Genomic DNA, 23,985 nt, shown 5'->3' with positions numbered 1-23,985 from the left:
CCGCGCGTTTATCTCGCACATGCACAACTGGCAAGACAAGCGATCGTGCAAGTCGCACTGCCGGGTTGTTGGGCAGAGCATTGTTCGTTTTCGCGCGCATGGTGGCGTCATGCTGTCTTTACACATCTGCTCGGGATGTGCCGGGCGCTTCGAGAAAGCGTCCTCTCCAGGCAAGGAGCGCGACGATCGCCGTGGCCGCCACGATCTTCGCGCCCAGCCAGATCGCAGACGTCGAGGGAACAGCCGAAAATGCGCCGATGATTGCGGCCCCCGCAACGGATGCCGCGACGAGACTCCATCGTGGCGTTGCGCCGAACCGGATCATGGGCCCCGCTGCGAGCACGATGACGATCGCGGTTGCGAGGATCGCCCCGGTCAGGACGAAAGTCGGTATTCCCGTGATTGCTTGTGTCGGCACGGCGACGGCGAGGACGAGCAGCAATTGGCAGAGTGCGACGACGACGAGCCGCACCGCGGATTTCGTCAAATGTGGCGCAATCGCGAGCGTGGATTGCAGATGACAATGCATGAAATAGAAGCAGGCCGCGGCCGCCGACGTCTGGAGAAAGCCCGGCAGAATGGACGCCGGAACGAACAATTGCCCGGCGTCCGGCAGAAATCCGATCAGACCTCCGAGCATCACCAGGGTGGCGCATATGATGAAGTCGAGGAGGTGGGCGACGGCCGAACGGGCATCGGCGGCGCTGCCGCGCTCGTATTGATGGACGACCTCGGGGTAGTTGACGGTATGAATGGCCGCGACGAGCACCGCGAACGGCCGTTGCAGCAGATCGATCGCCATCGAGAAGCCCGCGGTGACCGCCGGGGCGTTCGCACCCAGGCCCGACACGACGACGAAGCGCATCGAGACCGGAACCGAAAGGTGTAGCACCGAAGCGCCGGCGGCGAGCATCCCATAGTGCGCGAAGCCGCTCCAATCCCGAAGCAGGTCCGAACGCGCCACTTTCCGCAGCGCGTAAGGATACAGCCCTTGGCCCACGATCAGGACGGCGCGTTGAGCCCCTAGCATGCCGAGCAGCGCCGCGTCGGCCGTGCCATGGAACCACGCTGCGGCTGTCGCCCCGCCCACCATCAGCGTCGCTCTGAGAATCAGGAGAAACGCAGCTGCACCGAGCCGGTGCGAGACGCGGACGACCATGAAGTGGAGGTCCGTAGCACCCTGGGCGACGGCCAGCGCGAGGCCGACATAACCCACGCTCGCGGCGATCGGTGGCACGAACGAAACGACGAGGCCGCCGATCACCAGCAGCGCGAGCGCGCTGGCGAGCGCGGCGGCGAACAGCGAGGATCTCAGTCGTTCTGCAACGTCCCGCACGGCGGCGGCCAGAAAGCGCACGCCGGCCAGTTGCAGCCATTCGAACATCAGCACGCTGAGCAGCTGACTGGCGGCGAGCGTGAGGGAGAACGTGGCGTAGGCGAGCGGCGAGAGAACCCGGCCGAGCAGAAAGATGAGAATGATCGCCGCCGCACTCTGGTAGACGACCCCGGCAAGTGCGAACAGGCGGGTCATGTGACATTCAAGCCGCTGACCGTCGCGCAGGGAGGAACGGGTTCATGGCGCAAACCGGTCATCCCGATTCTATTGCTTTCGCCGGCTCAAATGTTCGAAGGCGTCGCGATATTCGGTGATGACGTCCGTGAACGTGCGGTGGTCGTTCTTCTCGGCCAGCCTGCCGACCATCGCCGCCAGCTCCTCGGGCTTCGACATGATGCGCAGAATGCTGTCCGCCAGCGATTTCGGGTCTGGCGCGGTCAACCAGCCGACGGCACCGCGCTCCACGGCCTCTGGGATTCCGCCGAATTGCGTCCCCAGGAAAGGCTTGCGGGCCGCCTGAGCGTCGGCGACGACGAGCGGACCCGGCTCCTCCCAGATCGGCGGGATCACGACCACGTCGATCTGCCGGTAGAACTTCTCCGGCTCGACGAAGCCGAGAAATTCGATGTTGGCCTTCGGCGCCATCGCCCTGAGCTCCTGCTGGATCTGCGCGTCAGCGACGCCTGCGATGACGAGCCGCACCCGGTCATGGGGAAGATAGGCGAACGCCTTGACGAGATTGTAGATGCCTTTCTCTTCCGTGAGACGGCCGATGAAGCCGAGGATCAGGACCGGACCTGGAGCATGCCGCGAGGGCGCGGAGACCGGCATCGTCGATGCATGGGGGATCACCTTGCGCAGCTCCGTATCCGCGAACAGGCCCGTCTCGAGATGGATGTCGAGGATGCGCTGGCTGACGCCGACGACGCCGCGCAGATATTTGGTCGCGCCTCGGCGATTGATGGTCAGCAATCTGCAGCTCATGCAGGTATGCTCGCAGGTCTTCCCCTTCGAGAAGCGCGAGCATCGCGGGCAAGTCAGGTAGTAATCGTGCAAGGTGTGGAGCACCGGCACGTTCATTTCGGCGGCGACCTTCCATACGGCCGTGGTGAGGCCCGATAGATTGTTCGAGTGCAGCACGTCGGGCCTGAAGGCATTGATCCTGTCGGCGACGAGGTCGGCGCTCCCGCACCAGTCCTCCATCACATGCCACAAGCCTCTCGCCGGCGCGCTGCGCTGCCCGGTGAAGGGTCGATAGATATTCTTGACCGGCGCCGAGTACACCTCGATCCCGTTGACCGTCTCCATAGCCTGTTCAGGCAGCGAGGCGGCGCGACCGACCTCGACGGTATCGCCATTCTTCAACAGGCCGTCGGCAATGCGGCGCACGAATATCTCGGCTCCGCCGACCACCTTCGGGGCGCCGGGAGTCGGGTACAATGACGATGTAATCAATACCCTCATCGAAAGAATCTCATCCAGTATGGATCTGTGAACGAACCCCGAGAGTCCTTCTCATCTTTCTCCATCGGCGTTCGGGGTGCCTGCCAAATAGACGTCGAGATATTGTCGGGTGACAGCTTCAGGCGTGAAGCTGGCTGCAAATTCAGGCCGCGGTGGGAAAGCCTTCTTCCATTTCGGCGCCTCGCTGATGGCCTGCTTCATCAGTTTGGCAAGTTCGTGAAAGTCGCTCGGCTCGTAAGAGCCGAGCGAGGTCGAGAAATGCGAGATCTCCGGTATGCCGCCGGCGGTCGAGCAAATGGTCGCCCGACCGGCGTTGATGCTTTCGATCAGCGTGCGCGGCAATGGCTCGGGCCAAACCGAACTGATCAGGCAAACATCCACGGTGGAGTAGAATTCCGTGGGCTTCACGAAGCCCAGCCATTTGATCCTCTGATTATCATACCGTCCCCTCAGCTCCCGTTCGTAAGCTTCGAGGCCCTTTCCGGCGATTTTGAGTTGCCAGCCCGAATCCGGGATCAGCGAGACGGCTTTGAGGACGACATCGATGCCCTTTTCCGGCTCGATGCGGCCGATGAAGCCGAAAGTCATGTCGGCATCGGAGTTCGGCGGGCCAGGCCGAACGCTGGAATATGCAATGTTGTAGATGACCCGGTGCGAAACGTCGGGGAAAAAGCCGAGCTTGAGGTGCCGGTCGAGCACGTACTGGCTGTTGGAGACCACCGCATCGACCATCCGCGAGGCGTACAGATGCGGCATGGTCATGGTGGTGCACGCCAGGCAACGCTGTTCGCAGGTGGAGCCTTTGCTGAAGAGCGTCGATCGTTTGCAGATCAGCGAATAGTCGCGCAGCGTATGAACGATACGAAGGTTGCGGCGCTTGGCCTCGGCCCAGAGCGAGACTGAAAATCCGGTCAGATTGTTGGTGTGGACGACATCCGGCTTCTCGGCGTCGAGAATGGCGCCAAACCTCTTCGCCGCCGGCCTGTTCCAGGTATCGCGCAGGTGCCATCGCAGACGTTCGAACGGAGGCGGCTTGCGATCCTGTCCAAACGGCCAATAGGCATTGTCGATCTGCACCCGATAGGTGCGGATCCCGTTGCGATTGCCGATCGAGACGTCGCCGGCTTCCTGCAGGCAGACGACGGCAACCTGATGGCCATTGCGCATGAAGGCTTCTGCGAGCAGCGATACCGACACCTCGGCTCCTCCCATGACGTCGGGCGGATAGAGGGTATTCACGATGAGTATCTTCAACGATCGCCTCATGCGTTGATCGATGATTGGGGCGCACCTCGCTTGCCACGCAAGAGCCGGATCCGCAATCGCATTCCATCCCAAAACGGCGTGAACGATCACGCCGGGGACGAGCGTGGAATGCTCATCCGGTATTCAAGAAGCGGGCCATGAAAATCCGGTCCGGATCTCCGCGCAGGATGAAACCGAACCGAACCATGCGAGATGAGACGCGCGTGGTCGTTCCTATTTGGAGTTGACCACGACGGTGGAGATGTTCGACGCGTTCGTCGAGGCCGCATCCAGCGGGTTCATGAGTTTGACAAATTCGGTCGACGGCGATTCCGCGACCGAAATCACGTCGTGATCTCGCATCCTGAACGTATCGGCCTGGAACCAGCCGTCGGGCTTGCTCATGTCGAACTTGTAGACGGCCGGGACCGTCACGGTCGGAAATTGCGAGACGTTGACGCCGATGCTCGCGAGAAGCGGCTTTGGCTCGAACCGGTAGACGTAGATCGACTTGGAATCGGCGCGAGTTCCATCGAGGCCGCCGGCTTTCGCGAGGGCCTCGGCCAGCGACATGTTGTCGTTCTCGAAGGTGAAGCGGCGGTTGTTCGTGCCGCCGATCGATCCCGGCGACGGCGTCGAGCCGAACGCCATGTAAACCCTGGGAATGCGCGTGAGGAAGACCACGTCACCGGGAGCGAGCAGCACGTCCTCGCTCGGATGATGCACGACCGAGGACATCGTCTCGCTGTAGGTGCGTCCTTCGCGCTTGATCGTGATCGTGCTCTCATAGGACGGAAATTTGGGACCGCCGGCGCGCGCGATCGCGCCCATCAGTCGAATGCCGCCGGGATCGATCGGAAAACGCAACGGCGAATTGACTTCGCCCAGCACGCTGACCTGATTGCCGCGCTGCTCCGCGACGCTGACGACCGCTTGCGGATCGATGGCGCGATCCTTGAGGCGTTCACGGACGATGTTCGAGACGGCCCGCGGCGTCAGTCCGGCGACCTTGATCGAGCCGGCGTAGGGAATGTTGATATTGCCGGACTGGTCGACCTGCTGGCGCGGAATGTCGACGAAGTTGCCCGGCCTCACGCCGGCTTCGCGCGGAATGAACAGGCCGCCCGCCTGTGCCTCGTAGACGGTCACGGTGACGATGTCGCCGACGCCGATCGTCACGTCGCGGTAATTGCCGCCGGGGAGGTGGGAGAAGATGAGACCGGAACTGTCGGTGAACGCGTTGGTCGCCTGCAGCACCGCCGGATTGACCGGCATCAGGGCATAGGCAAGCGGCGCACTCGGCTCGGTGACAAGCGCTGCATTGGTCTGCGTGGCAACGGCATCGGGAGCGTCCAAGGGGATGACGTTCGCGCAGCCCGCCAAGGAAATGCCGACCGCGGCGATGGCCAGAATTCGACTGATCCCGAAGTCCGAATGAGTTCGTTCGGTCATCGTCAATGTCATGTCCCCGCACTCACGCAAAATCTGAATTACCGTAGCAATCATTCAGCCGCAGAGTCACTGCTGCCTCTTCGTGTTTATGGTAAAGCGCAGATGGTTGTGTCCTTATTGCAACTTCGGAATCTGCAGACACGTCTGCGCGGCTGTCTAAAGTTCGCGCGCGACATTGTTCGCATCCTTGCGTCGCGCAAAGTAGACGCACGCGTGTCGGATCGATGTCACCATTAAGGCCGAGGCGACTTCGTGAGCAGTGCAACGACCAATCTGCGCATCCGATGATCATCACGCGATGGAGTTCCCTTCGGGCTGAGTTGCCTGATGTCGATCCGATGTCTCGTCTTTGAGCACTGGGACTGCACCGACCGATTGCATCGAAATTGTCCGTTGTCGGCACCATCTCAGTCGATGCTTCGATCCGATCGGGGGACGGTCGGATATCAAGGCGCAGACAGCGCGACAAACCGCATCATGACTGATCGGGGCTCGCGCAACTCTTGCTAGCCCGATGGCATGCTCGGCCGGTGCTTATGGTCGAAGATTGTTCGAGAAATCGGACTGCAGCTTGGGTTGCCGCCTGGCCTCGGTCTTCTGGATGTGCAGGACGTCGGCATACACCTGAGTCAGGTTCCGGTGGGTCTGCCTGATGTCGTAAAGGCGCGCAAAGCGGCTGTATCCGGCCTGGCCGACCGCGGGCAGATCCAGCTGGCTCGCGCGCTGAAAACCCTCGACCAGCTTGTCCGGCGAGACCTCGTCGCAGAGCACGCCCGTGACGTCGTCTTCGACGATTTCCGGCAGCGCGCCGATGCGGAACGCGATGATCGGCTTTGCCGCCCGCATCGCCTCGATCGCCACCAGGCCAAACGCCTCCCAGCGCGAGGGAATCGCGACCAGATCGGCCTGGTCCAGTTCCGCTTCGATCTCGTTTCGATTCATCCAGCCGAGCAGCGAGACGTTGGCAGGCAGGTCGTCGACGTTGAACTTGCTCACGACCGAAGCGCCGATGAGGCGCACGTCGACCAAATTACCGAGCGCGCGCGCCGCATCAATCAGCAGGTCATATCCCTTCTGACGGTCGAGGCGTCCGATGAAGAGGACCTTGATCTTGTCCGACCGCCACGGTGCTGCACGCGTGTCGAGCATGGGACGCTGTTTGGAAATGCCGTTATGCACAAGGACTAGGCGATCCGCCGCAATGCCGGCCCGTATGGCGTCCGCTCGCTCGCTTTCCGAAATGCAAATGATGCGGTCGGTGAGGGGCGACAGTGCAAGCTCGGTGAATTTCGTGACGTCGTGGCTGAGACGGCCCGTCTCGCGACCGAAGGCCCATCCATGGGGGCAATAGACGATGCGTGTATGTCGGGAGGCGAACCACAGCACCGGGCGCACCACGAAGCCGGCGAGCGACGAGTGAAGGTGGATGATGTCAGGCTGAAGCTGCCGGACCGCACGGATGGTTGCAGAAAGCATGCGAAACAACCCGAGCACGCTGCGTCCGTCACGCGGAAATGTGGTGATGGCATCGTCTGCGATGTTCACCAGGTCGCTGCGATGATCGGATGGAACGACGTAGTGAACGTTTCCAGGCCCGAAGCTCGCGGACTGATGAGGATGGAGCTCGTTGAGATAGGTCGCAATCCCGCCCCTGACCGTTTCGGCGATGTGCAGAACCTTCAAGCCGCTGGACAACGGTCAATCCTTCCTTGTCTTGCGAAGACCATGTGTAGCGCCTCTAAAGCAGCGATATCTGGGCCGCATCATCGTGACGGGCCGGCGGTTGCGTCTTGCGGCACGAGTTTGCCAAGGACATCAAGCAAGATTGCGGCCGATTTGTTCCATGAATATGTCGCCAGCCGTTTGCGCTGCTGTTCCTGCTCCATCGGCGAGATCCTGCCGAGATCAATTCTTTCGCGCATGCGCGCTGACAGCTCGTCGGCGTCGAGCGGGTCGAAATAAGCGGCGGCATCGGCGCAGGTCTCGCGAATCGCTGGAGCGGAACTCGCGATCACCGGGCAGCCGAAATACATCGCTTCCAGCGGAGGAATTCCGAAGCCTTCATAGAGACTTGGGAATACGAACGCCGTTGCGCGGGCGAACAGCGCTGCGATCTCCTCGTCCTTCAGGCGCCCGGCGACGATGATCCCCGCTCCCGATTCGGCCGAGCGTCCGCCGAACACTTTGTTGTTGTCGCCGCCGACTACAACCAGCGGGAAATCCGTGCGGCCGAGCTGCTCGGCCGCACGGATGGCGGTCTCGACATTCTTGTTCTTGGTCATCGACCCGACGAAAAGAAAGAATCGGTAGGGCTCGAGGCGCAGAGTCTCGATGATCGAGAACTGCGGATCGACCGACGCGAAAGGTTCCGCGCTGATCGGAAGGATCGGGATCGAGGCGGGAACCAGAGACAGCACGGCAGCAAGGTCGGGGCGGGAAAACGCGGAAACCGTCGCGATCCTTGCCGTGCGGGCCAGCAGATGGCCCAGCGTCCGATGCAGGGCGAGATAGCGCCGACTGAAGAAGTCCGGTCGCCGGAATACTTGTGCGTCGTGGAGCACGACCAGATGATCGCGGTGAAGCACGGGGCCGGAGTTGGCGAGGCTGATGAGGCGGGTGGCGGAGGCCCCGCGCGCCAGATCGATCTGGTCCCACGCATGCCCACGGAATGTTCCGACGTGTTTGAGCCTGATGTGGCGGAGACCGGCGAGTGTCTGCGCATTCGGCGGCGCCAGGATTTGCCACTCTGCATCCAGCAGTTGCTGTGGGGCCTGTTTGCTCGCAAGCAGACGGTCCGTCGCCTTGACGATTTCCGCTGCGTAGCGCTGCACGCCCGTGAGCGACTGTGACAGGAACCTTCCGTTGATGGAAAACTTCAAGAGCGATCTTTTTCTTTGCGCGTCTCTCGCGCGAACGATGCCTCAAGACTGAGCATTAGCGCCGACTGTGCGATCTCGCGTGCACGACCCATTGCATGTAGCACATGTAACGCCGTCATCCGAGTGTGCTCGCAAGGCGGGTCCGCATGCGAGGATGCATGACGCCATCATGTTTCCCACACATTTCGATGCGCTTAGATGCACGCGCTCGGCTTGATGATTCCTGTCATCGTCAAAACCTTGCCTCTCATGTCCTGGTCTGGCATTGCTTCACGGAGTGAACGAGGTGACAAGTTTGCGGCCAGTGATCGTGACCGGCGCTGCCGGCTTTATCGGAATGCACGTTTGCGAGCGACTGGTCGCCCGTGGCGAGCGGGTCGTTGGTATCGATGCGCTCACGCCGTACTACGACCCGGCGCTCAAGCGGGCGCGCCTCGAAAGGCTCAAGCATCTTCCCGGCTTCAGCTTTCACGAGATCGACCTTGCGGATTTCGCCGCAGTGACACACGTTTTCGATGAAGCTGCGCCCGATCGGGTCGTGCATCTCGCGGCGCAGCCCGGCGTCCGCGCCTCGATCGACGATCCCATCACCAGCATCCGCGCCAATTGTGACGGCTTCGTCACCGTGCTCGAAGCTGGCCGACGCCACTGTCTGGCGCATCTCGTCTATGCCTCGTCGAGCTCGGTGTATGGTGCCAATCGTACCTTGCCGTACTCGACCGAGCAGTCGGTCAACCATCCGGTCAGCCTTTACGCCGCGAGCAAGAAGGCCAACGAGCTGATGGCCCACACTTTTGCGCATGTTCACAAGCTGCCGGTGACGGGTCTTCGCTTCTTCACCGTCTACGGACCGTGGGGCCGGCCCGACATGGCCGCCTAGCTGTTCACGCGCGCGATCTTCGAGAATGAGCCGATCAAGATATTCAACAATGGCGATATGTGGCGCGACTTCACCTATGTCGACGACATCGTCGAAGGCGTGATCCGCACTCTCGATCGGCCCGCGGCGCCAAATCCGGCATGGAACGCCGAGCAGCCGGAAAATTCGTCGAGCTATGCGCCTTATCGCGTCTACAACATCGGCAACAATTGTTCGGTCAAGCTGCTCGAATTCGTCGAGACGCTGGAGAAGATCATCGGCAAGCCGGCGGTCCGCCAACTGATGCCGATGCAGGCCGGTGACGTCCTGGAAACACGCGCCGACATTTCCGCCCTGCAGCGCGACGTCGGTTTCGCGCCATCGACGCCCATCGCGGAGGGCCTTGCCCGCTTTGTCGAATGGTATCGAAAGTATCACAGCGTGTAGTCGCCGAACCGAACGGCAGCGCAGCACGCTGCTCGGCGCACAGCCGGCGTGGTTCGCCTGTCAATCGCGACGTTAAGGTTTATTCGGTGCGCGCAGCCATCTGCCCTAATGTTGGGCGTGCGACCGGATAGCGAATTGGTCTAGGGTGTTCGATGAACATCCGCCTTCAACGGAAAGAGTCTCTATCATGCGCATCACGATGATCGGCACGGGTTATGTGGGACTTGTGTCCGGGGCCTGCTTTGCCGATTTCGGCCACGACGTGGTTTGTGTCGATAAGGACGGAAAGAAGATCGCGGCGCTACATCGCGGTGAAATCCCGATCTACGAGACGGGCCTCGACGACTTGGTCACGACCAACGTCACGGCCCAGCCCCTCCGCTTCACCACCGATTTGTCGCAGCCGGTGGCCGATGCGGACGCCGTGTTCATCGCGGTCGGCACCCCCTCGCGCCGCGGCGACGGCCACGCCGATCTCTCCTATTTCAACGCCGCCGATAAGGAGATCGCGAAGGCGCCGACCGTCTTCACCGTAGTGGTTACGCAGTCGTCGGTGCCCGTCGGCACACGCGATGCGGTCGAGCGCAGCATCAGCGAGACCAATCCGAACGCCGACGTCGTCGTCGCCTCCAATCCGGAGTTCCTGCGCGAGGGCGCGGCGATCCGCGACTTCAAGTTTCCCGACCGCGTCGTGGTCGGCACCGCCGACGAGCGCGGCCGCAAGGTGATGGGCGACATCTATCGCCCGCTGTCGCTGAACCAGGCGCCGCTGATGTTCACCGCGCGCCGCACCGCCGAGATGATCAAATACGCCGCCAACGCCTTCCTGGCGACCAAGATCACCTTCATCAACGAGATCGCCGACCTGTCGGAAAAGGTCGGCGCCAACGTGCAGGAGGTCGCGCGCGGCATTGGCCTGGACAACCGCATCGGCACCAAGTTCCTGCATGCCGGTCCCGGCTTCGGCGGCTCGTGCTTTCCGAAAGACACCAAGGCGCTGATCAAGATCGCGCAGGATTACGACGTGTCCTTGCGCATCGTCGAATCCGTGCTGGCCGTGAACGAGAACCGCAACCGCGCGATGGCGCGGAACGTCAGCCAGGCGCTCGGCGGCGCCCTGCGCGGCAAGAACATCGCAGTGCTCGGCCTCACCTTCAAGCCCGACACCGACGACATGCGCGATGCGCCGTCGATCCCGCTCGTCACCGGCCTCCTCGACATGGGCGCCAAGGTGAAGGCGTTCGATCCGGTCGGCATGGAGCAGGCCAAGGGCGAGCTGCCCAACATTATTTATTGCGAGGATGCCTATTCCTGCGCGCAAGGTGCCGACGCGCTCGTCGTCGTCACCGAATGGACCCAGTTCCGCGCGCTCGATCTCGATCGGCTGAAGACGATCATGGCGCAGCCTGTTGTCGTCGACCTCCGCAACATCTACCGCCCCGAAGAGATGCTGGCGGCCGGATTCGTCTATGAGAGTGTCGGGCGGTCGTCTCAGGCCTAGCGCGGCAATGCGCCGCTGAACCCGGCGATGTTTCGCCCCTCGTCACGAGGCGGGCGAAATGGTTTCCGTTGCGGTATGCTCCCGCCGATGAGGCCACAGCCTTCGGGCCGTGAGCCGTGTTGCCGCTATGGAGACTGTCATGACCGACGACACGCACACGATTCGCAGTGACGGGCTCACCGCCACCATCAAGGCGCACGGCGCTGAGATGTGTTCGCTGAGGGATCGCGGCGGCACCGAATTCATCTGGCAGGCCGGGCCGGCCTGGCCGCGCCACGCGCCGCTCCTGTTTCCGATTGTCGGACGCCTCGCCAATGACGAGTTCAGGCACCGCGGCAAGATCTACCGGGTGACGCAGCACGGCTTTGCGCGCGACAGCCGCTTTGCGTGGGTGGCGCGCAGCGAAAGCAGCTGCAGCCTGGTGCTGGAGGACAGCGAAGCAACACGCACGCTTTATCCGTTCGCATTCCGTCTCACAGCCACCTATGCGATCGACGATGCCGGTCTCGATCTTTCGCTCGCGGTCGTCAATACCGGGGGCGAGACATTGCCGGTGTCGCTGGGCGGTCATCCCGCTTTCAACTGGCCGCTTCAGGCTGGCGTGCCGAAGGAGAGCTACGCGCTGACGTTCACGAACGAGGAGCCGTCTCCGATTCGCCGGGTCGAGGGCGGATTGCTGCTTGCGGAAACGGATCCGAGCCCCGTTCGAGGCAAATTACTTCCGTTGTCGGAATCGCTGTTCAGCAACGACGCCGTCATCCTCGATCCCGTCAACAGCCGTGCGGTTCGCTATGCCGCCAGGAATGACGCCGGGCCTTGGCTCGAGATGTCATGGCGTGGCTTTCGTGAGCTCGGGGTCTGGTCGAAACCCTCAGGCGCGCCGTTCCTCTGCATCGAGCCCTGGCGCGGCTATGCCAGTCCGGCGGGCTTTGCGGGCGAGTTCAGCGACAAGCCGGGCTTGATGCACATTGCGCCCGGTGCAGAGGAGCAGAGGACGTTCCGGAGCGAGGAGGGAAAGACCTGAGGAAGCATGATTTTCAGAACTCGATTCGCGTGAACCCTCAGCGCAGGCCTGTCGCGGTTGCGGCCACCGTCGGTTGGACGGTCGGGCGCACCGATCCGGACGATGTCAGGCGATGCGCCAGATCTTGGGCGTGCCGTTCGACCAGATGCCAGGTGGCGCGCGCGACCAGGTAGCTCAGCGCGGCGGTGACGACATAGGCGAGCAGCAGCGAGGCCAGCCCATCGGCGAACGGGCATACGGGACGCAGACCGTACATCAACGCGCAATGCGACAGATACATCGAATAGGAATTGCGGCCGAGCGCCTCGATCGGCTGCAAGCGGAGCGCAAGACGGATGCACCAGAACACGAATGCGCCGAGCACGAGATTGATCACGAGGTAGTTGAACTCGTGTGACCCGGTCGCGCGGTTGGCCACGAACGACAGGGCGAAGAAGCAGGCCAGGATCGCGGCATCCAACTTCGCAAAGCCGTCGCGCAGCGCGAAGAACAGTGCGCAGCCGACGAGGAACACCGGCAGCTGGTTCAGGAAGCTCATGTGCAGGGCGTTCCAGACAAAGGCCTCGTGCCCGGGCCCGTAATAGGCCGAGAACAGCGCGAAGGCCCACGGCTTGAACAGGCAGACATTGGCCAGATGCAGCACGATTGCCAGCGCCAGATAGAGATGCCGGCGCGATCCGAATGCGGTGATCACGAGCGGGAAGACGAGATAGAACATCATCTCGTCGGCGATCGACCAGTCGCCGGGCACCACGCTGTTGATGCTGTCGGGCCAGGAGCCGTGCAGGAACGTCGCGGTCCGGCGGACCTGGTGCGGCCCGACGACATCAGGCGCATTGGGGCACGGTCCCGTGCCGTTGACGACCAGGTAGAGGGGGATCGCAAGCCAGAACAGCGGCGCGATGCGCAGGAAGCGGCGGATGGAGAATTTGCGCGGCGGCTTGGCCTCGCTGCGCTGCGGCCACATCAGGCACATCGTCATCGCGCTGACGAAGTAGAATACGTTGACGCCGGCCCAGCCCCACAGAAAGGCGTAATCGACGGAGGCGATGGGTGAGGGAAAAGACTGTGAAACGCGAATCGCCATCACGCCGATGATGGGGAGACCGCGCAGGAAGTCGAGGCTGTGCGAACGACCGAACGGCGTTGCGCCTGTATCGGTCCGGCCGGCAGCCAACCGGGCCTGCCCCTGCATCACGCCGCTCCTGGATCTTGCGTTCTGTCGCGCTTGCGATGCGAAACCATAGAGGCGCGGCCGGCCAAACCGAAGCGGAAGCCTTTCTTTACGTTAACCAGCGGTTGAATCCGAATTCGGACGGGGTTGTGGTGAGCCGGCGCACCTCTCGCCGTTTCAGCAGGAAGCGTGCGCGGAATGAGAAGTGTGGGGCAATTCATAGTTAATACTTCAATACCGTGACTTATATTGTTTGGGCGGGACAACACGCCTAGTATTCCAGTGGGCGATTTCGGGGACTAGAATAAGTCGTGAATGTTCGTTCACAGGACAGCGCATCACGCGACGACTTGAACTTTCAAGCCGGGGCACAGGCGCACAGGACATCCAACATCGTGGCTGAATCCGCGCTTCGGGAATTGCGGCCCGTCGGGCGCGAGCGGTTGATCGTCGTCGAAGACGATCCCGTGACGCGAACGATGCTGGTCGGTTACTTCAGCGAGAACAATTTCGACGTGGTCGGCGCCGGCACCTGTGCGGAATGCCGCCAGGCGCTGCGGGCGCGCACCGATCTCGTCTTTCTCGATGTGCAATTGCCGGACGGCGACGGCTTCGAGCTCGCCAAGGAGATCCAGGCGACGAGCAATGCGGGCATCATCTTCGTGACCCGCCGCGACACCGACGTCGATCGCATCCTGGGTCTCGAGATTGCCGGCGACCATTACGTCACCAAGCCGATCAATCTGCGCGATCTGTTGGCGCGCGCGCGCAGCGTGCTGCGGCGGCGCTCGATCGATCGCAAGGCCGCGCGCAACCACAATTCGATCGCCTTCGGCGACTGGATTATCGACCTGACGCGGCGCGAGCTGCTCGGCGGTGACGGCAAGCCGGTGGCGCTGACGCGCGCCGAGTTCGACCTGCTCGCCGCTCTCGTCGGTGCGGACGGGCGGCCGCTCAGCCGCGATTATCTGATCGAGGTCGTCAGCAACCGCCAGGCCGAGGTCGACATCCGCACCGTCGATGCACTGGTGGCGCGGCTGCGCCGCAAGCTGGTCGGCAGCGGCACGCCCGTCATCGCCACCGTCACTGGCGTCGGCTACAAGCTCGCGCTCAGCGAACGTCTCTAGAGCTACCGGTCAGTCGCTGACCGGCAGCGTTGATTCAACCGTTGAACCCGACGACGCGCCGGATGGCGATGGAGGTCGACGTGGCCACGGCGGCCGGCGCGGAGATCGCAAACAGAACTCTCAAACTATTGTGCATGGTCTCTATTCGAGGTTACGCAGAAAAAGACTGTTGGTCCAATTGCGGCACTTGCTCCCAAAAAGGGGAGTATCCGTAATTTTCCATCGGCGATGACCGGCTCGTCAAGGGCTAAGCCGTGAGCGGAAGCGACGTGCCGTCGTCACTGCGGTTGAGCGCCGCGTCTATCGTGCGCGCGAAACCTGGTCCGCGGCTGCCTTCTGGGCGCCGCTGACGAGCTGGTCGTCAACCGCGTAGGGCGTACATGTCGGCGACCATTTCATGCAAGCCGCGAGCGAGTCGCGCCGGGCATCGTCGGTTGTCGCGCGCCCCGAACGCCAGCCGTAGCCGCCGTTGGATCGCTGCGCGCAGGTCGGCAACCGCAACGGCCGTGGCCGGCAGGTCGGCCGCGCTGGCGCAGCCGCCGACGCTGTCGGCGCGCCCGCCGGGAGAGGTGCCGTAGCCGCGCCGCATCCGCGCCGGGCATATTCCAGCGCAATGCCGTAATATTTATGCGCCGACATCTTCGCGCGCTCATCGAAGCTGCGCGGCGAGCCGTGGCTGAGCAGCGCGAGCGGATAGCGCTTGGTTCCGGCCGGGCGGACCAGAAACGCCTCCAGCCCCTGCGGTCCGGCCTCCGCCATCGGGATGCGCAGATCCTCGGTGTAGAACCGGGTCGCATTGGCGCGAATCGTCGTCGCCGCGACGGCGAGCAGGATGAGCACGGGCAGACGCCAGCGCGCCAAGTCCATGGTTGGATGATTCTCCGTGGTCGCGCGGATCATAACAGAACCGCATGCCCCCGGCGAACGGGCGTCATTCGGGCGAGTCTCAGCCGTTCATTTCAGCCTCTCAAGATAGGCGATGACGTTGGCCCGGTCTGCGGGATTCGGCAGCCCCTTGAAGAACATCTTGACGCCGTGGACGTCGCCGCGGGGGTCGGCGAGGTAGGCATCCAGCGCGGCCACCGTCCAAGGCTGCTTGTTGGCCTTCATTGCTTCGGAATAGGCAAAGTCGGGAACGGCGGCGGGCTTGCGGTCGAGGACATTCCACAGGCTCGGGCCGACCTTGTTCACGCCGATCACCACGGCGTGGCAGTTCTCGCAGGTTCGCTCGAAGAGGGCCTTGCCGGCGGCCGGATCGCCATCTGCGGCGGAGGCTGGCGGCGTGGCCAAGGACGACGCGGCCAGGGCCAGCATGAGCGCGAAGATCGAACGTCCAGTCATGTTGGGTCCACTCCACCGGCAAATCCCGGCTTTCCTTGATCAAGCGGAGCGTGCCCCACGCGGCGCGGCAGCGTCTTTGTCCTGTATCAAGCGAAATCCAGGACCAAAGTACGAGGGAACGCTATGCGTCATCGCCATGGATCGTCCGGTGCCGGATCGGCGTTGTCGGTTGATCGCGGGCCAGAACTGGCATCGCGCCGCCCGGCAAGCGGCTTGGCCAAACGGTTTGGCCAAACGGTTTGGCGATGTGCCGGCCGATGATATGGTGTGGCGTCTGAAGGCACGGAGAGGTGAAGTGGCAGAAGTCGATCCCGCGGCGGGTAAGCCGGGTGCGGCGAGGGCGCTTGGCAATGGTCCAAGGCTGGTGACGGCCTATTTCGCGGGCAAGCCCGACGCATCGGACCCGGCGCAGCGGGTGGCGTTCGGAACGTCGGGCCATCGCGGCACCTCGCTCAAGAACAGCTTCAACGAGGGCCACATCCTCGCGACCACGCAGGCCATCTGCGACTATCGGACAGAGAAGGGTCTGACCGGTCCGCTCTTCATCGGCATCGACACCCACGCGCTGGCCGAGCCGGCGCTTGCCAGTGCCGTGGAGGTGTTCGCGGCGAACGGCGTCGAGGTCATGATCGACAAGGACGGCGGCTACACGCCGACGCCGGTGATCTCGCATGCGATCCTGACCTACAACAAGGGCCGCGGTAGCGGCCTTGCGGACGGCGTCGTCGTCACGCCCTCGCACAATCCCCCGGAGGACGGCGGCTACAAATAAATCCGCCGCATGGCGGCCCGGCCGATACGGACGCGACCTCCGTCATCGAGAAGCGCGCAAACGCCTATCTCGCCGAGGCACTCAAAGGCGTGAAGCGCATCGACTACGCCAAGGCGAAGAAATCGGCCAACGTCCACGCCTACGCCTACCTCGCCCCTTACGCCGCCGATCTCGGCCATGTCGTCTACCTCGATCTGGTCAAATCCGCCGGCATCACTATCGACATCGCTCCGCTCGGCGCCGCCGCCGCGCACTACTGGCACCCGATCATCGCGCGCTACGGCCTCAAAGCCACCGTCGGGAACGCGGCAATCGCACCGACCTTCCGCTGCCTGACGGTGGATTGGGACAACAACATCCGCCTGGACCGCTCCTCGCCTTATGCGATGGCGAGCCTGATCGCGATGCGCGACCGATTCGACGTCGCCTTCGCCAACGACACCGACGCCGATCGCCACGGCATCGTCACGCGCACCGGCGGATTGATGAATCCGAACCATTATCTGGCGACCGCGATTTCGTACCTGTTCGCGCACCGGCCGAACTGGGGCAAGGATGCCGCCATCGGCAAGACCGTGGTGTCGAGCTCGATCATCGACCGCGTCGCCAAGAAGCTCGGCCGCAAGCTGGTGGAGACCCCGGTCGGCTTCAAATGGTTCGTGGATGGTCTGGTGAGCGGCAGCTTCGGCTTCGGCGGCGAGGAGAGTGCGGGCGCCTCGTTCCTGCGCCGCGATGGCACGGTGTGGACCACCGACAAGGACGGCATCATCCTCGGCCTGCTCGCCGCCGAGATCATGGCCAGGACCGGCCGCGATCCGAGCCAGCTCTTTGGTGATCTCACCGCCGAGCTCGGCGTGCCGCATTACGCGCGCATCGATGTCGCCGCGACCGGGCCGCAGAAGAACATCTTGAAATCCGTCACGCCCGAGCAACTCGGCCTGAAAGACCTCGCCGGCGATCCGGTTCGCGCGACGCTGAGCAAGGCGCCGGGCAACGGCCAGCCGTTCGGCGGCATCAAGGTCGAGACCGATTTCGGCTGGTTCGCCGCGCGGCCGTCCGGCACCGAGGACGTGTACAAGATCTACGCGGAGAGCTTCCGCAGCACCGAGCATCTGAAGCGGATTCAGGACGAAGCCCAGGCGGGGCTGAAGAAGGTGTTCGGGGCGTAAGGGCCGACGCCACCGCTCTCTTAACTCCCCCCTGGAGGGCCCCCGCCCCAGGGGGGGTAGACACGTTCGCGGCGTGATCCTTGACCTGATGTGTATACAATAATTCGATTGAAGGTATTTAGTTAAGCCAATTTCGGCCTTGAACGATCTGTGTGTCCCCGCTATTGTATACATAACGAATACAACATGTCTGGGAGATCGCCGGTGACCAAACCCTTCCCCATGAATGCCTGGTACGCCGCCGCCTGGGATGCCGAGGTGAAGCCGGCGCTGCTGCCGCGGACGATCTGCGGCAAGCACGTCGTGATGTATCGCAAGGCCGATGGCTCGGTGGCCGCGCTCGAGGATGCCTGCTGGCACCGCCTGGTGCCGCTCTCCAAGGGCCGGCTCGAAGGCGACACCGTCGTCTGCGGCTATCACGGCCTGAAGTACAATGCGCAGGGACGCTGCACCTTCATGCCCTCGCAGGAGACCATCAACCCGTCGGCCTGCGTCCGCGCCTATCCGGTCGTCGAGCGCCATCGTTACATCTGGCTCTGGATGGGCGACCCCGCGCTGGCCGATCCCGCGCTCGTCCCCGACATGCACTGGAATCACGATCCGGCCTGGGCCGGCGACGGCAAGACCATTCGCGTCAATTGCGACTACCGCCTCGTGCTCGACAATCTCATGGACCTCACCCACGAGACCTTCGTGCACGGCTCCTCGATCGGCAACGACGCGGTGGCGGAAGCGCCGTTCGACGTCACCCATGGCGAGAAGACGGTGACGGTGACGCGCTGGATGCGCAACATCGAGCCGCCGCCGTTCTGGGCGAAACAACTCGGCAAGCCCGGCCCCGTCGATCGCTGGCAGATCATCCGCTTCGAGGCGCCGTGCACCATCGCCATCGATGTCGGCGTCGCGCCAACAGGCACCGGCGCGCCGGAAGGCGGCCGCTCGCAGGGCGTCAACGGCTTCGTGCTCAACACCATCACGCCGGAGACCGAGAAGACCTGCCACTATTTCTGGGCCTTCGTCCGCAACTATCAGATCGGCGAGCAGCGCATCACCACCGAGATTCGCGAGGGCGTCTCCGGTATCTTCCGCGAGGACGAGCTGATCCTCGAAGCGCAGCAGCGCGCGATGGACGAGAACCCGGATCGCATCTTCTACAACCTCAACATCGACGCCGGCGCGATGTGGATGCGCAAGCTGATCGACCGCATGGTGGCGAAGGAAAGCGGACCGCTGCATCTGCAGGCCGCGGAGTAGGGCAAGTGAAAGCAGTGCCCGAGGTCGACCGCTCCGTCTCGCAGACCGTGAAGGCGCAGCTCGCGCTGCGCGACCAGATCCTGGCGGGCTCCTTGCGGCCGGGCGAGCGCATCTCCGAGCTCCAGGCGGTGGAAACCACGGGTGCCTCGCGCACGCCGGTGCGGATGGCGCTGGTGCGGCTGGAGGAGGAGGGGCTGCTCGAGGCCATTCCCTCCGGCGGCTTCATGGTGAAGGCGTTCTCGGAGCGTGACATCTCCGATTCCATCGAGCTGCGCGGCACGCTGGAAGGCCTTGCCGCGCGCTTTGCCGCCGAGCGCGGCGTCTCCGCGCGCGAGCTCGAGCCGCTGAAGGAGTGCCTCGCCGCGATCGACGAGCTGCTGCGCCAGGTGCCGATCTCGATCGAGGCGTTCTCGTCCTACGTCACGCTGAATGCGCGTTTCCACGCGCTGCTCACCGAGCTGTCGCGCAGCCCGCCCTTGATCCGGCAGATCGACCGCGCCTCGGCGCTGCCGTTCGCATCCCCAAGCGGGTTCGTGATGGCGCAGTCGGCATTGCCCGAGGCGCAGCAGATCCTGATCATCGGTCAGGAGCACCACCGCGTCGTGATCGACGCCATCGAGAACCGCGAAGGCGCGCGCGCCGAGGCGATCATGCGCGAGCATGCGCGCCTTGCCGTGCGCAATTTGCGGCTGGCGCTGCGCAACCGCACCCATCTCGATCTCCTGCCGGCGCTTGCGCTGACCAAGACCGCAACCGATTGAGGGCAATGCCATGCGCGTCATCGAAACCTGGATTCCCGCCACGCTGGGCTCGACCCGCGCTCCTACGCCCGGCATCCGCGAATTCGTGATCCGGCCGGATCAGTTCGACGTTACAGCCTATCCGGTCGGCAGCCACATCAATGTCAGCGTCACCATCGACGGCCTGCCCGAAACGCGGTCCTATTCGCTGGTCGGCGAGGCGTCTTCGCGCGGTTTCAAGATCGCGGTGCGCCGCGCCGAAGATTCTCGCGGCGGCTCGCGCTACATGTGGCAGCTGGCGCCGGGCGCACGGCTCGACATCACCCGGCCGGCTTCGCTCGTGGCCGTCGACTGGGAGCGTGAAAACTACTGCCTGATCGCCGGCGGCATCGGCATCACCCCGATCCTCGGCGCTGCGCAGGCACTGGCGCGGCGCGGCGCAAATGTCACGCTGCATTATGCCGTGCGCTCGCGCGCGGATGCCGCCTATCTCGAGGACCTCGCAAGCCTGCTGGGCGATCGGCTGCTCGTCCATGCCAGCGACGAGGGCAAGCGGCTCGACCTCGACGCGCTGTTCGCCTCACTGCCGAAGGGCACGCTGACGCTGTTCTGCGGCCCGATGCGGATGCTCGATGCCGCTCGTCACGCCTGGATCGGCGCCGGCCATCCGCTCGCCGATCTTCGCTACGAGACCTTCGGCTCCAGCGGCACGCTGCCGACCGAAGCATTTCGCGTCCGCCTGAAGGACAGCGATGTCGAGCTCGAAATCCCGCGCGAGCGCTCGATGCTCGACGTCCTCAACGCCAGCGGCTTCGAGGTGATATCCGACTGCAAGCGCGGCGAATGCGGCCTCTGCGCCATCGACGTCGTCGCCCTCGACGGCGAGATCGATCATCGCGACGTCTTCTTCAGCGATCACCAGAAGAGCAGCAACGCCAAGATGTGCGCCTGCGTGTCGCGCGCGCGCGGGACCATCACGGTGGACACGCTGCTGCGGGCGGATGCGGTTTGAGGCTTAGCGGATTCGGTCAACACAATGCTCTCTCCGTTCCCTCCCTCCCTGTGGGCAGGGGGCGGGGAGGGGTCACCCCAGCTGCTTCGGGTCGTAATAGAACCGTTCTTCGATCAGCTGATCGCCGCGCCAGGTCTGCCAGGCGATTTCATCCAGCGTATGCGTGACGCCTTCGGCGTTGGTGAAGCTGAAGCTCCAGCGTGTGGCGACGTGATCGCCTTCGATCAGGCTCGGCCCGACGCGGACGGCCTTGACCTCTCGGAACGCAGCCAGCACGCCACGCTCTTTGGCTGCCAGTCTATCTCGGCCGACAACCGGGGCGTCGTTGTTTTCGTAAGTCGCGGCGTCGGGCGCATAGAAGTGCTCGATCGCTTCGACGAAGTCCCCGGCCTCCAGACGCTGCGCAAACGCTTCCACGATCTCACGGCCCGGCATGACGCACCTCTCCAAAAACAGACTGTTGGTCGGTAAATACCGACTGATAGTCGAAAAGTCAACTGGCGTCCGGGCGCGAATTCGATTAGAGCCAAAGGAGTGAAACACAGCTGGCGCTCCGACGAAGGTGTGTTCCCTCCCCCCTTGTGGGGGAAGGATAGGGAGAGGGGTAGCCCAGCAAAGAGTGCCAATTGTCGAAGATGCACCGAGCGAATGCACGGCCGATAGAATCCCCGTGTGGCACCCCCCTCCCTGACCCTCGCCCCCAAGGGGGGAGGGAACGGAGAGAGTGCCGCTTGGGGTCGCGCTCGCTTCGACTTCAGCCTATCAATCTCGAGGAGCCGGCGTGTCCACACACTCAGAGCGGCGCGCAGCAACAGCCGCGGCAATCCTGACGCCGGCGGGGAGGCTGTGCGGGACGCAAGGGTGTGCCGCCACGCCCATGGACGGGATCGCGGGAGCCGCGGGCGTCGCCAAGGGCGCGGTCTATCACCACTTCAAGACCAAGGAGGCGGTGTTCGAAGCGGTGTTCGATGCGGTCTCGCGCGACCTCGTCACGGAAATCGACCGCGCCGCACGAACCGAAAAGGACGTGCTGGCCGCGATGGTCGCCGGCACCCAGCATTATTTTGCCGCGACGGCCAAAGGCCCGACCGGCCGGATCATTCTGCGCGATGGGCCGGCCGTGCTCGGCTGGGAACGCTGGCGCGAGATCGACGCCAGGCATTTCGGCGGCAAGATGCCGCGCGCGCTGTCGGCGGCGATGGAGGCCGGCCTCATCGCAAAGCAGCCGGTCGAGCCGCTGGCACGGCTGCTGCTCGGCGCGGCCACCGAGGCCGCGGTCGCCTGCGCCGGCCGCGCCGATCTCGCAAAAGCGGGCGCGGAATATGCCCGTGCGTTCAGGTCGCTGGTCGAGGCGCTGCGTCTTCGCGCATGATTGTGCTAGTCACGGAACTGGAAACGCCCACGCCAACAAGAAGAACAGTAGCGCATGAATGCAACTTCGTCCCTCACGCCGTCGGATCCCGAATTCGACTACATCATCGTCGGCGCCGGCTCGGCCGGCTGCGTGCTCGCCAACCGTCTCTCCGCGAACGGCAAGCACAGCGTGCTGCTGCTGGAGGCCGGCCCCAAGGATTCCAACATCTGGATTCACGTGCCGCTCGGCTACGGCAAGCTGTTCAAGGAGAAGACGGTCAACTGGATGTACCAGACCGAGCCGGAGCCCGAGTTGAAGGGACGGCAAGTATTCCAGCCGCGCGGCAAGACGCTGGGCGGATCGAGCTCGATCAACGGCCTGCTCTATGTCCGCGGCCAGCATGAGGACTACGATCGCTGGCGCCAGCTCGGCAACACCGGCTGGGGCTATGACGACGTGCTGCCCTATTTCAAGAAGGCCGAGAACCAGTCGCGTGGCGCCGATCAGTATCACGGTGCGGGAGGTCCGCTGCCGGTGTCCAACATGATCGTGACCGACCCGCTGTCGAAGGCGTTCATCGACGCCGCGGTCGAGACCGGCCTGCCCTATAATCCGGATTTCAACGGCGCCACGCGACTGGTTCTCGGCCTTCTTGAAATAGGGCAGCACGTCGTCATAGCCCCAGCCGGTGTTGCCGAGCTGGCGCCAGCGATCGTAGTCCTCATGCTGGCCGCGGACATAGAGCAGGCCGTTGATCGAGCTCGATCCGCCCAGCGTCTTGCCGCGCGGCTGGAATACTTGCCGTCCCTTCAACTCGGGCTCCGGCTCGGTCTGGTACATCCAGTTGACCGTCTTCTCCTTGAACAGCCTGCCGTAGCCGAGCGGCACGTGAATCCAGATGTTGGAATCCTTGGGGCCGGCCTCAAGCAGCAGCACGCTGTGCTTGCCGTTCGCGGAGAGACGGTTGGCGAGCACGCAGCCGGCCGAGCCGGCGCCGACGATGATGTAGTCGAATTCGGGATCCGACGGCGTGAGGGACGAAGTTGCATTCATGCGCTACTGTTCTTCTTGTTGGCGTGGGCGTTTCCAGTTCCGTGACTAGCACAATCATGCGCGAAGACGCAGCGCCTCGACCAGCGACCTGAACGCACGGGCATATTCCGCGCCCGCTTTTGCGAGATCGGCGCGGCCGGCGCAGGCGACCGCGGCCTCGGTGGCCGCGCCGAGCAGCAGCCGTGCCAGCGGCTCGACCGGCTGCTTTGCGATGAGGCCGGCCTCCATCGCCGCCGACAGCGCGCGCGGCATCTTGCCGCCGAAATGCCTGGCGTCGATCTCGCGCCAGCGTTCCCAGCCGAGCACGGCCGGCCCATCGCGCAGAATGATCCGGCCGGTCGGGCCTTTGGCCGTCGCGGCAAAATAATGCTGGGTGCCGGCGACCATCGCGGCCAGCACGTCCTTTTCGGTTCGTGCGGCGCGGTCGATTTCCGTGACGAGGTCGCGCGAGACCGCATCGAACACCGCTTCGAACACCGCCTCCTTGGTCTTGAAGTGGTGATAGACCGCGCCCTTGGCGACGCCCGCGGCTTCCGCGATCTCGTCCATGGTGGTGGCGGCCAACCCTTGCGCCCCGAACAGCCGCCGCGCCGCCGTCAGGCTTGCCTCGGTTGTTGCTGCGCGCCGCTCTGATTGTTTGGCCACGCCGTCTACTCGAGAGTGATAGGCTGAAGTCGAAGCGAGCTCGACCCCAAGCGGCACTCTCACTCTCTCCGTTCCCTCCCCCCTTGCGGGTCAGGGAGGGGGGTGCCACACGGGGATTCTATCGGCCGTGCATTCGC

18 protein-coding genes and 4 pseudogenes are annotated in these 23,985 nt (G+C 63.7%); 10 read left to right on the top strand and 12 right to left on the bottom strand.

The genetic code is table 11. The features are described 5' to 3' along the window. Positions 1-118: 118 nt before the first annotated feature. From G8O24_RS06450 to G8O24_RS06425, 6 genes are all read right to left on the bottom strand, one after another. Complete coding sequence (locus tag G8O24_RS06450) at positions 119-1,531, bottom strand: polysaccharide biosynthesis protein (protein ID WP_188097599.1); 1,413 nt, start codon at positions 1,529-1,531, stop codon at positions 119-121. A 69-nt stretch (positions 1,532-1,600) separates the two neighbouring features. After that, positions 1,601-2,800, bottom strand: a complete 1,200-nt coding sequence (locus tag G8O24_RS06445) for a glycosyltransferase family 4 protein (RefSeq protein ID WP_188097597.1) — start codon at positions 2,798-2,800, stop codon at positions 1,601-1,603. A gap of 51 nt (positions 2,801-2,851) precedes the next feature. Then, a complete protein-coding gene (locus tag G8O24_RS06440) occupies positions 2,852-4,039 on the bottom strand; it encodes a glycosyltransferase family 4 protein (protein ID WP_368736600.1) in 1,188 nt (395 codons plus the stop codon). Positions 4,040-4,279: 240 nt separating this feature from the next. Then, on the bottom strand, positions 4,280-5,497 hold the full coding sequence (locus tag G8O24_RS06435) for a polysaccharide biosynthesis/export family protein (protein ID WP_244645762.1): 1,218 nt from the start codon (positions 5,495-5,497) through the stop codon (positions 4,280-4,282). Positions 5,498-6,031: 534 nt separating this feature from the next. Then, the gene (locus G8O24_RS06430) at positions 6,032-7,192 is read right to left on the bottom strand and encodes a glycosyltransferase family 4 protein (protein WP_188097592.1); all 1,161 of its coding nucleotides are present in this window, start codon (positions 7,190-7,192) and stop codon (positions 6,032-6,034) included. 68 nt (positions 7,193-7,260) lie between these two features. Beyond that, positions 7,261-8,376, bottom strand: coding sequence for a glycosyltransferase family 4 protein (locus tag G8O24_RS06425; RefSeq protein ID WP_188097589.1), 1,116 nt, complete (start codon positions 8,374-8,376; stop codon positions 7,261-7,263). A gap of 295 nt (positions 8,377-8,671) precedes the next feature. Here G8O24_RS06425 and G8O24_RS06420 point away from each other — a divergent pair. The 3 genes and pseudogenes from G8O24_RS06420 to G8O24_RS06410 all read left to right on the top strand — a co-directional run bounded on the left by G8O24_RS06420 (position 8,672) and on the right by G8O24_RS06410 (position 12,207). Next, positions 8,672-9,682, top strand: a pseudogene (locus tag G8O24_RS06420) (NAD-dependent epimerase). A gap of 187 nt (positions 9,683-9,869) precedes the next feature. After that, positions 9,870-11,183 (top strand): UDP-glucose dehydrogenase family protein, encoded by a 1,314-nt coding sequence (locus G8O24_RS06415; protein WP_188097588.1) that lies wholly within the window; start codon positions 9,870-9,872, stop codon positions 11,181-11,183. 139 nt (positions 11,184-11,322) lie between these two features. Continuing rightward, complete coding sequence (locus G8O24_RS06410; RefSeq protein WP_188097586.1) at positions 11,323-12,207, top strand: aldose 1-epimerase family protein; 885 nt, start codon at positions 11,323-11,325, stop codon at positions 12,205-12,207. A 37-nt stretch (positions 12,208-12,244) separates the two neighbouring features. Here G8O24_RS06410 and G8O24_RS06405 read toward each other — a convergent pair whose 3' ends face one another. Beyond that, positions 12,245-13,402 carry an acyltransferase family protein gene (locus G8O24_RS06405; protein WP_188097584.1) on the bottom strand — a complete coding sequence of 386 codons (1,158 nt, stop codon included), beginning with the start codon at positions 13,400-13,402 and terminating at the stop codon, positions 12,245-12,247. Between the two features lie 290 nt (positions 13,403-13,692). Between G8O24_RS06405 and G8O24_RS06400 the strand changes: the two genes are divergently transcribed. After that, a complete protein-coding gene (locus tag G8O24_RS06400; protein WP_188097566.1) occupies positions 13,693-14,508 on the top strand; it encodes a winged helix-turn-helix domain-containing protein in 816 nt (271 codons plus the stop codon). A 300-nt stretch (positions 14,509-14,808) separates the two neighbouring features. Here the strand turns inward: G8O24_RS06400 and G8O24_RS06395 are convergent, their stop codons facing one another. Both G8O24_RS06395 and G8O24_RS06390 read right to left on the bottom strand, forming a co-directional pair. Continuing rightward, the gene (locus G8O24_RS06395) at positions 14,809-15,375 is read right to left on the bottom strand and encodes a hypothetical protein (RefSeq protein WP_438503265.1); all 567 of its coding nucleotides are present in this window, start codon (positions 15,373-15,375) and stop codon (positions 14,809-14,811) included. Positions 15,376-15,462: 87 nt separating this feature from the next. Then, positions 15,463-15,822: a c-type cytochrome gene (locus tag G8O24_RS06390; protein WP_244645761.1), complete on the bottom strand. Its 360-nt coding sequence runs from the start codon at positions 15,820-15,822 to the stop codon at positions 15,463-15,465. A gap of 322 nt (positions 15,823-16,144) precedes the next feature. On the opposite strand from G8O24_RS06390, the pseudogene pgm reads away from it, so the two are divergent. The 4 genes and pseudogenes from pgm to G8O24_RS06370 all read left to right on the top strand — a co-directional run bounded on the left by pgm (position 16,145) and on the right by G8O24_RS06370 (position 20,796). Then, positions 16,145-17,790 (top strand): annotated as a pseudogene (gene pgm / locus G8O24_RS06385) (phosphoglucomutase (alpha-D-glucose-1,6-bisphosphate-dependent)). Between the two features lie 204 nt (positions 17,791-17,994). Then, positions 17,995-19,044, top strand: coding sequence for an aromatic ring-hydroxylating dioxygenase subunit alpha (locus tag G8O24_RS06380; protein WP_188097582.1), 1,050 nt, complete (start codon positions 17,995-17,997; stop codon positions 19,042-19,044). Positions 19,045-19,049: 5 nt separating this feature from the next. Continuing rightward, positions 19,050-19,805 (top strand): GntR family transcriptional regulator, encoded by a 756-nt coding sequence (locus G8O24_RS06375; protein WP_368736599.1) that lies wholly within the window; start codon positions 19,050-19,052, stop codon positions 19,803-19,805. 10 nt (positions 19,806-19,815) lie between these two features. Then, positions 19,816-20,796 (top strand): PDR/VanB family oxidoreductase, encoded by a 981-nt coding sequence (locus G8O24_RS06370; RefSeq protein WP_188097580.1) that lies wholly within the window; start codon positions 19,816-19,818, stop codon positions 20,794-20,796. A 72-nt stretch (positions 20,797-20,868) separates the two neighbouring features. Here G8O24_RS06370 and G8O24_RS06365 read toward each other — a convergent pair whose 3' ends face one another. After that, positions 20,869-21,231 (bottom strand): nuclear transport factor 2 family protein, encoded by a 363-nt coding sequence (locus G8O24_RS06365; RefSeq protein ID WP_188097574.1) that lies wholly within the window; start codon positions 21,229-21,231, stop codon positions 20,869-20,871. A gap of 346 nt (positions 21,232-21,577) precedes the next feature. Between G8O24_RS06365 and G8O24_RS06360 the strand changes: the two genes are divergently transcribed. Both G8O24_RS06360 and G8O24_RS06355 read left to right on the top strand, forming a co-directional pair. Continuing rightward, positions 21,578-22,168 (top strand): TetR/AcrR family transcriptional regulator, encoded by a 591-nt coding sequence (locus tag G8O24_RS06360; RefSeq protein ID WP_188097578.1) that lies wholly within the window; start codon positions 21,578-21,580, stop codon positions 22,166-22,168. A gap of 54 nt (positions 22,169-22,222) precedes the next feature. Then, positions 22,223-22,862 (top strand): annotated as a pseudogene (locus G8O24_RS06355) (GMC family oxidoreductase); the annotation flags it as partial. On the opposite strand, the pseudogene G8O24_RS06350 reads toward G8O24_RS06355, so the two are convergent. Together G8O24_RS06350 and G8O24_RS06345 are read right to left on the bottom strand one after the other, a co-directional pair. Further along, positions 22,832-23,203: pseudogene (locus G8O24_RS06350) on the bottom strand (GMC family oxidoreductase); the annotation flags it as partial. The pseudogenes G8O24_RS06355 and G8O24_RS06350 overlap by 31 nt on opposite strands. A gap of 54 nt (positions 23,204-23,257) precedes the next feature. After that, positions 23,258-23,848, bottom strand: a complete 591-nt coding sequence (locus G8O24_RS06345; protein WP_188097576.1) for a TetR/AcrR family transcriptional regulator — start codon at positions 23,846-23,848, stop codon at positions 23,258-23,260. Between the last annotated feature and the right edge of the window lie 137 nt (positions 23,849-23,985).

Source organism: Bradyrhizobium campsiandrae, from assembly GCF_014529705.1.
Lineage (GTDB): Bacteria > Pseudomonadota > Alphaproteobacteria > Rhizobiales > Xanthobacteraceae > Bradyrhizobium > Bradyrhizobium campsiandrae.
The sequence above is the reverse complement of the archived record's forward strand: the minus strand, read 5'-3'. Positions and strand labels throughout refer to the sequence as shown.

Excerpts from the sequence above, each read along its gene's own strand:
- G8O24_RS06415 (WP_188097588.1), top strand. The coding sequence starts at position 9,870 with ATGCGCATCACGATGATCGGCACGGGTTATGTGGGACTTGTGTCCGGG.
- G8O24_RS06390 (WP_244645761.1), bottom strand. The coding sequence starts at position 15,822 with ATGCTGGCCCTGGCCGCGTCGTCCTTGGCCACGCCGCCAGCCTCCGCC.
- G8O24_RS06435 (WP_244645762.1), bottom strand. The coding sequence starts at position 5,497 with ATGACCGAACGAACTCATTCGGACTTCGGGATCAGTCGAATTCTGGCC.
- G8O24_RS06365 (WP_188097574.1), bottom strand. The coding sequence starts at position 21,231 with ATGCCGGGCCGTGAGATCGTGGAAGCGTTTGCGCAGCGTCTGGAGGCC.
- G8O24_RS06405 (WP_188097584.1), bottom strand. The coding sequence starts at position 13,402 with ATGCAGGGGCAGGCCCGGTTGGCTGCCGGCCGGACCGATACAGGCGCA.
- G8O24_RS06450 (WP_188097599.1), bottom strand. The coding sequence starts at position 1,531 with ATGACCCGCCTGTTCGCACTTGCCGGGGTCGTCTACCAGAGTGCGGCG.
- G8O24_RS06410 (WP_188097586.1), top strand. The coding sequence starts at position 11,323 with ATGACCGACGACACGCACACGATTCGCAGTGACGGGCTCACCGCCACC.
- G8O24_RS06445 (WP_188097597.1), bottom strand. The coding sequence starts at position 2,800 with ATGAGGGTATTGATTACATCGTCATTGTACCCGACTCCCGGCGCCCCG.
- G8O24_RS06395 (WP_438503265.1), bottom strand. The coding sequence starts at position 15,375 with ATGGACTTGGCGCGCTGGCGTCTGCCCGTGCTCATCCTGCTCGCCGTC.
- G8O24_RS06370 (WP_188097580.1), top strand. The coding sequence starts at position 19,816 with ATGCGCGTCATCGAAACCTGGATTCCCGCCACGCTGGGCTCGACCCGC.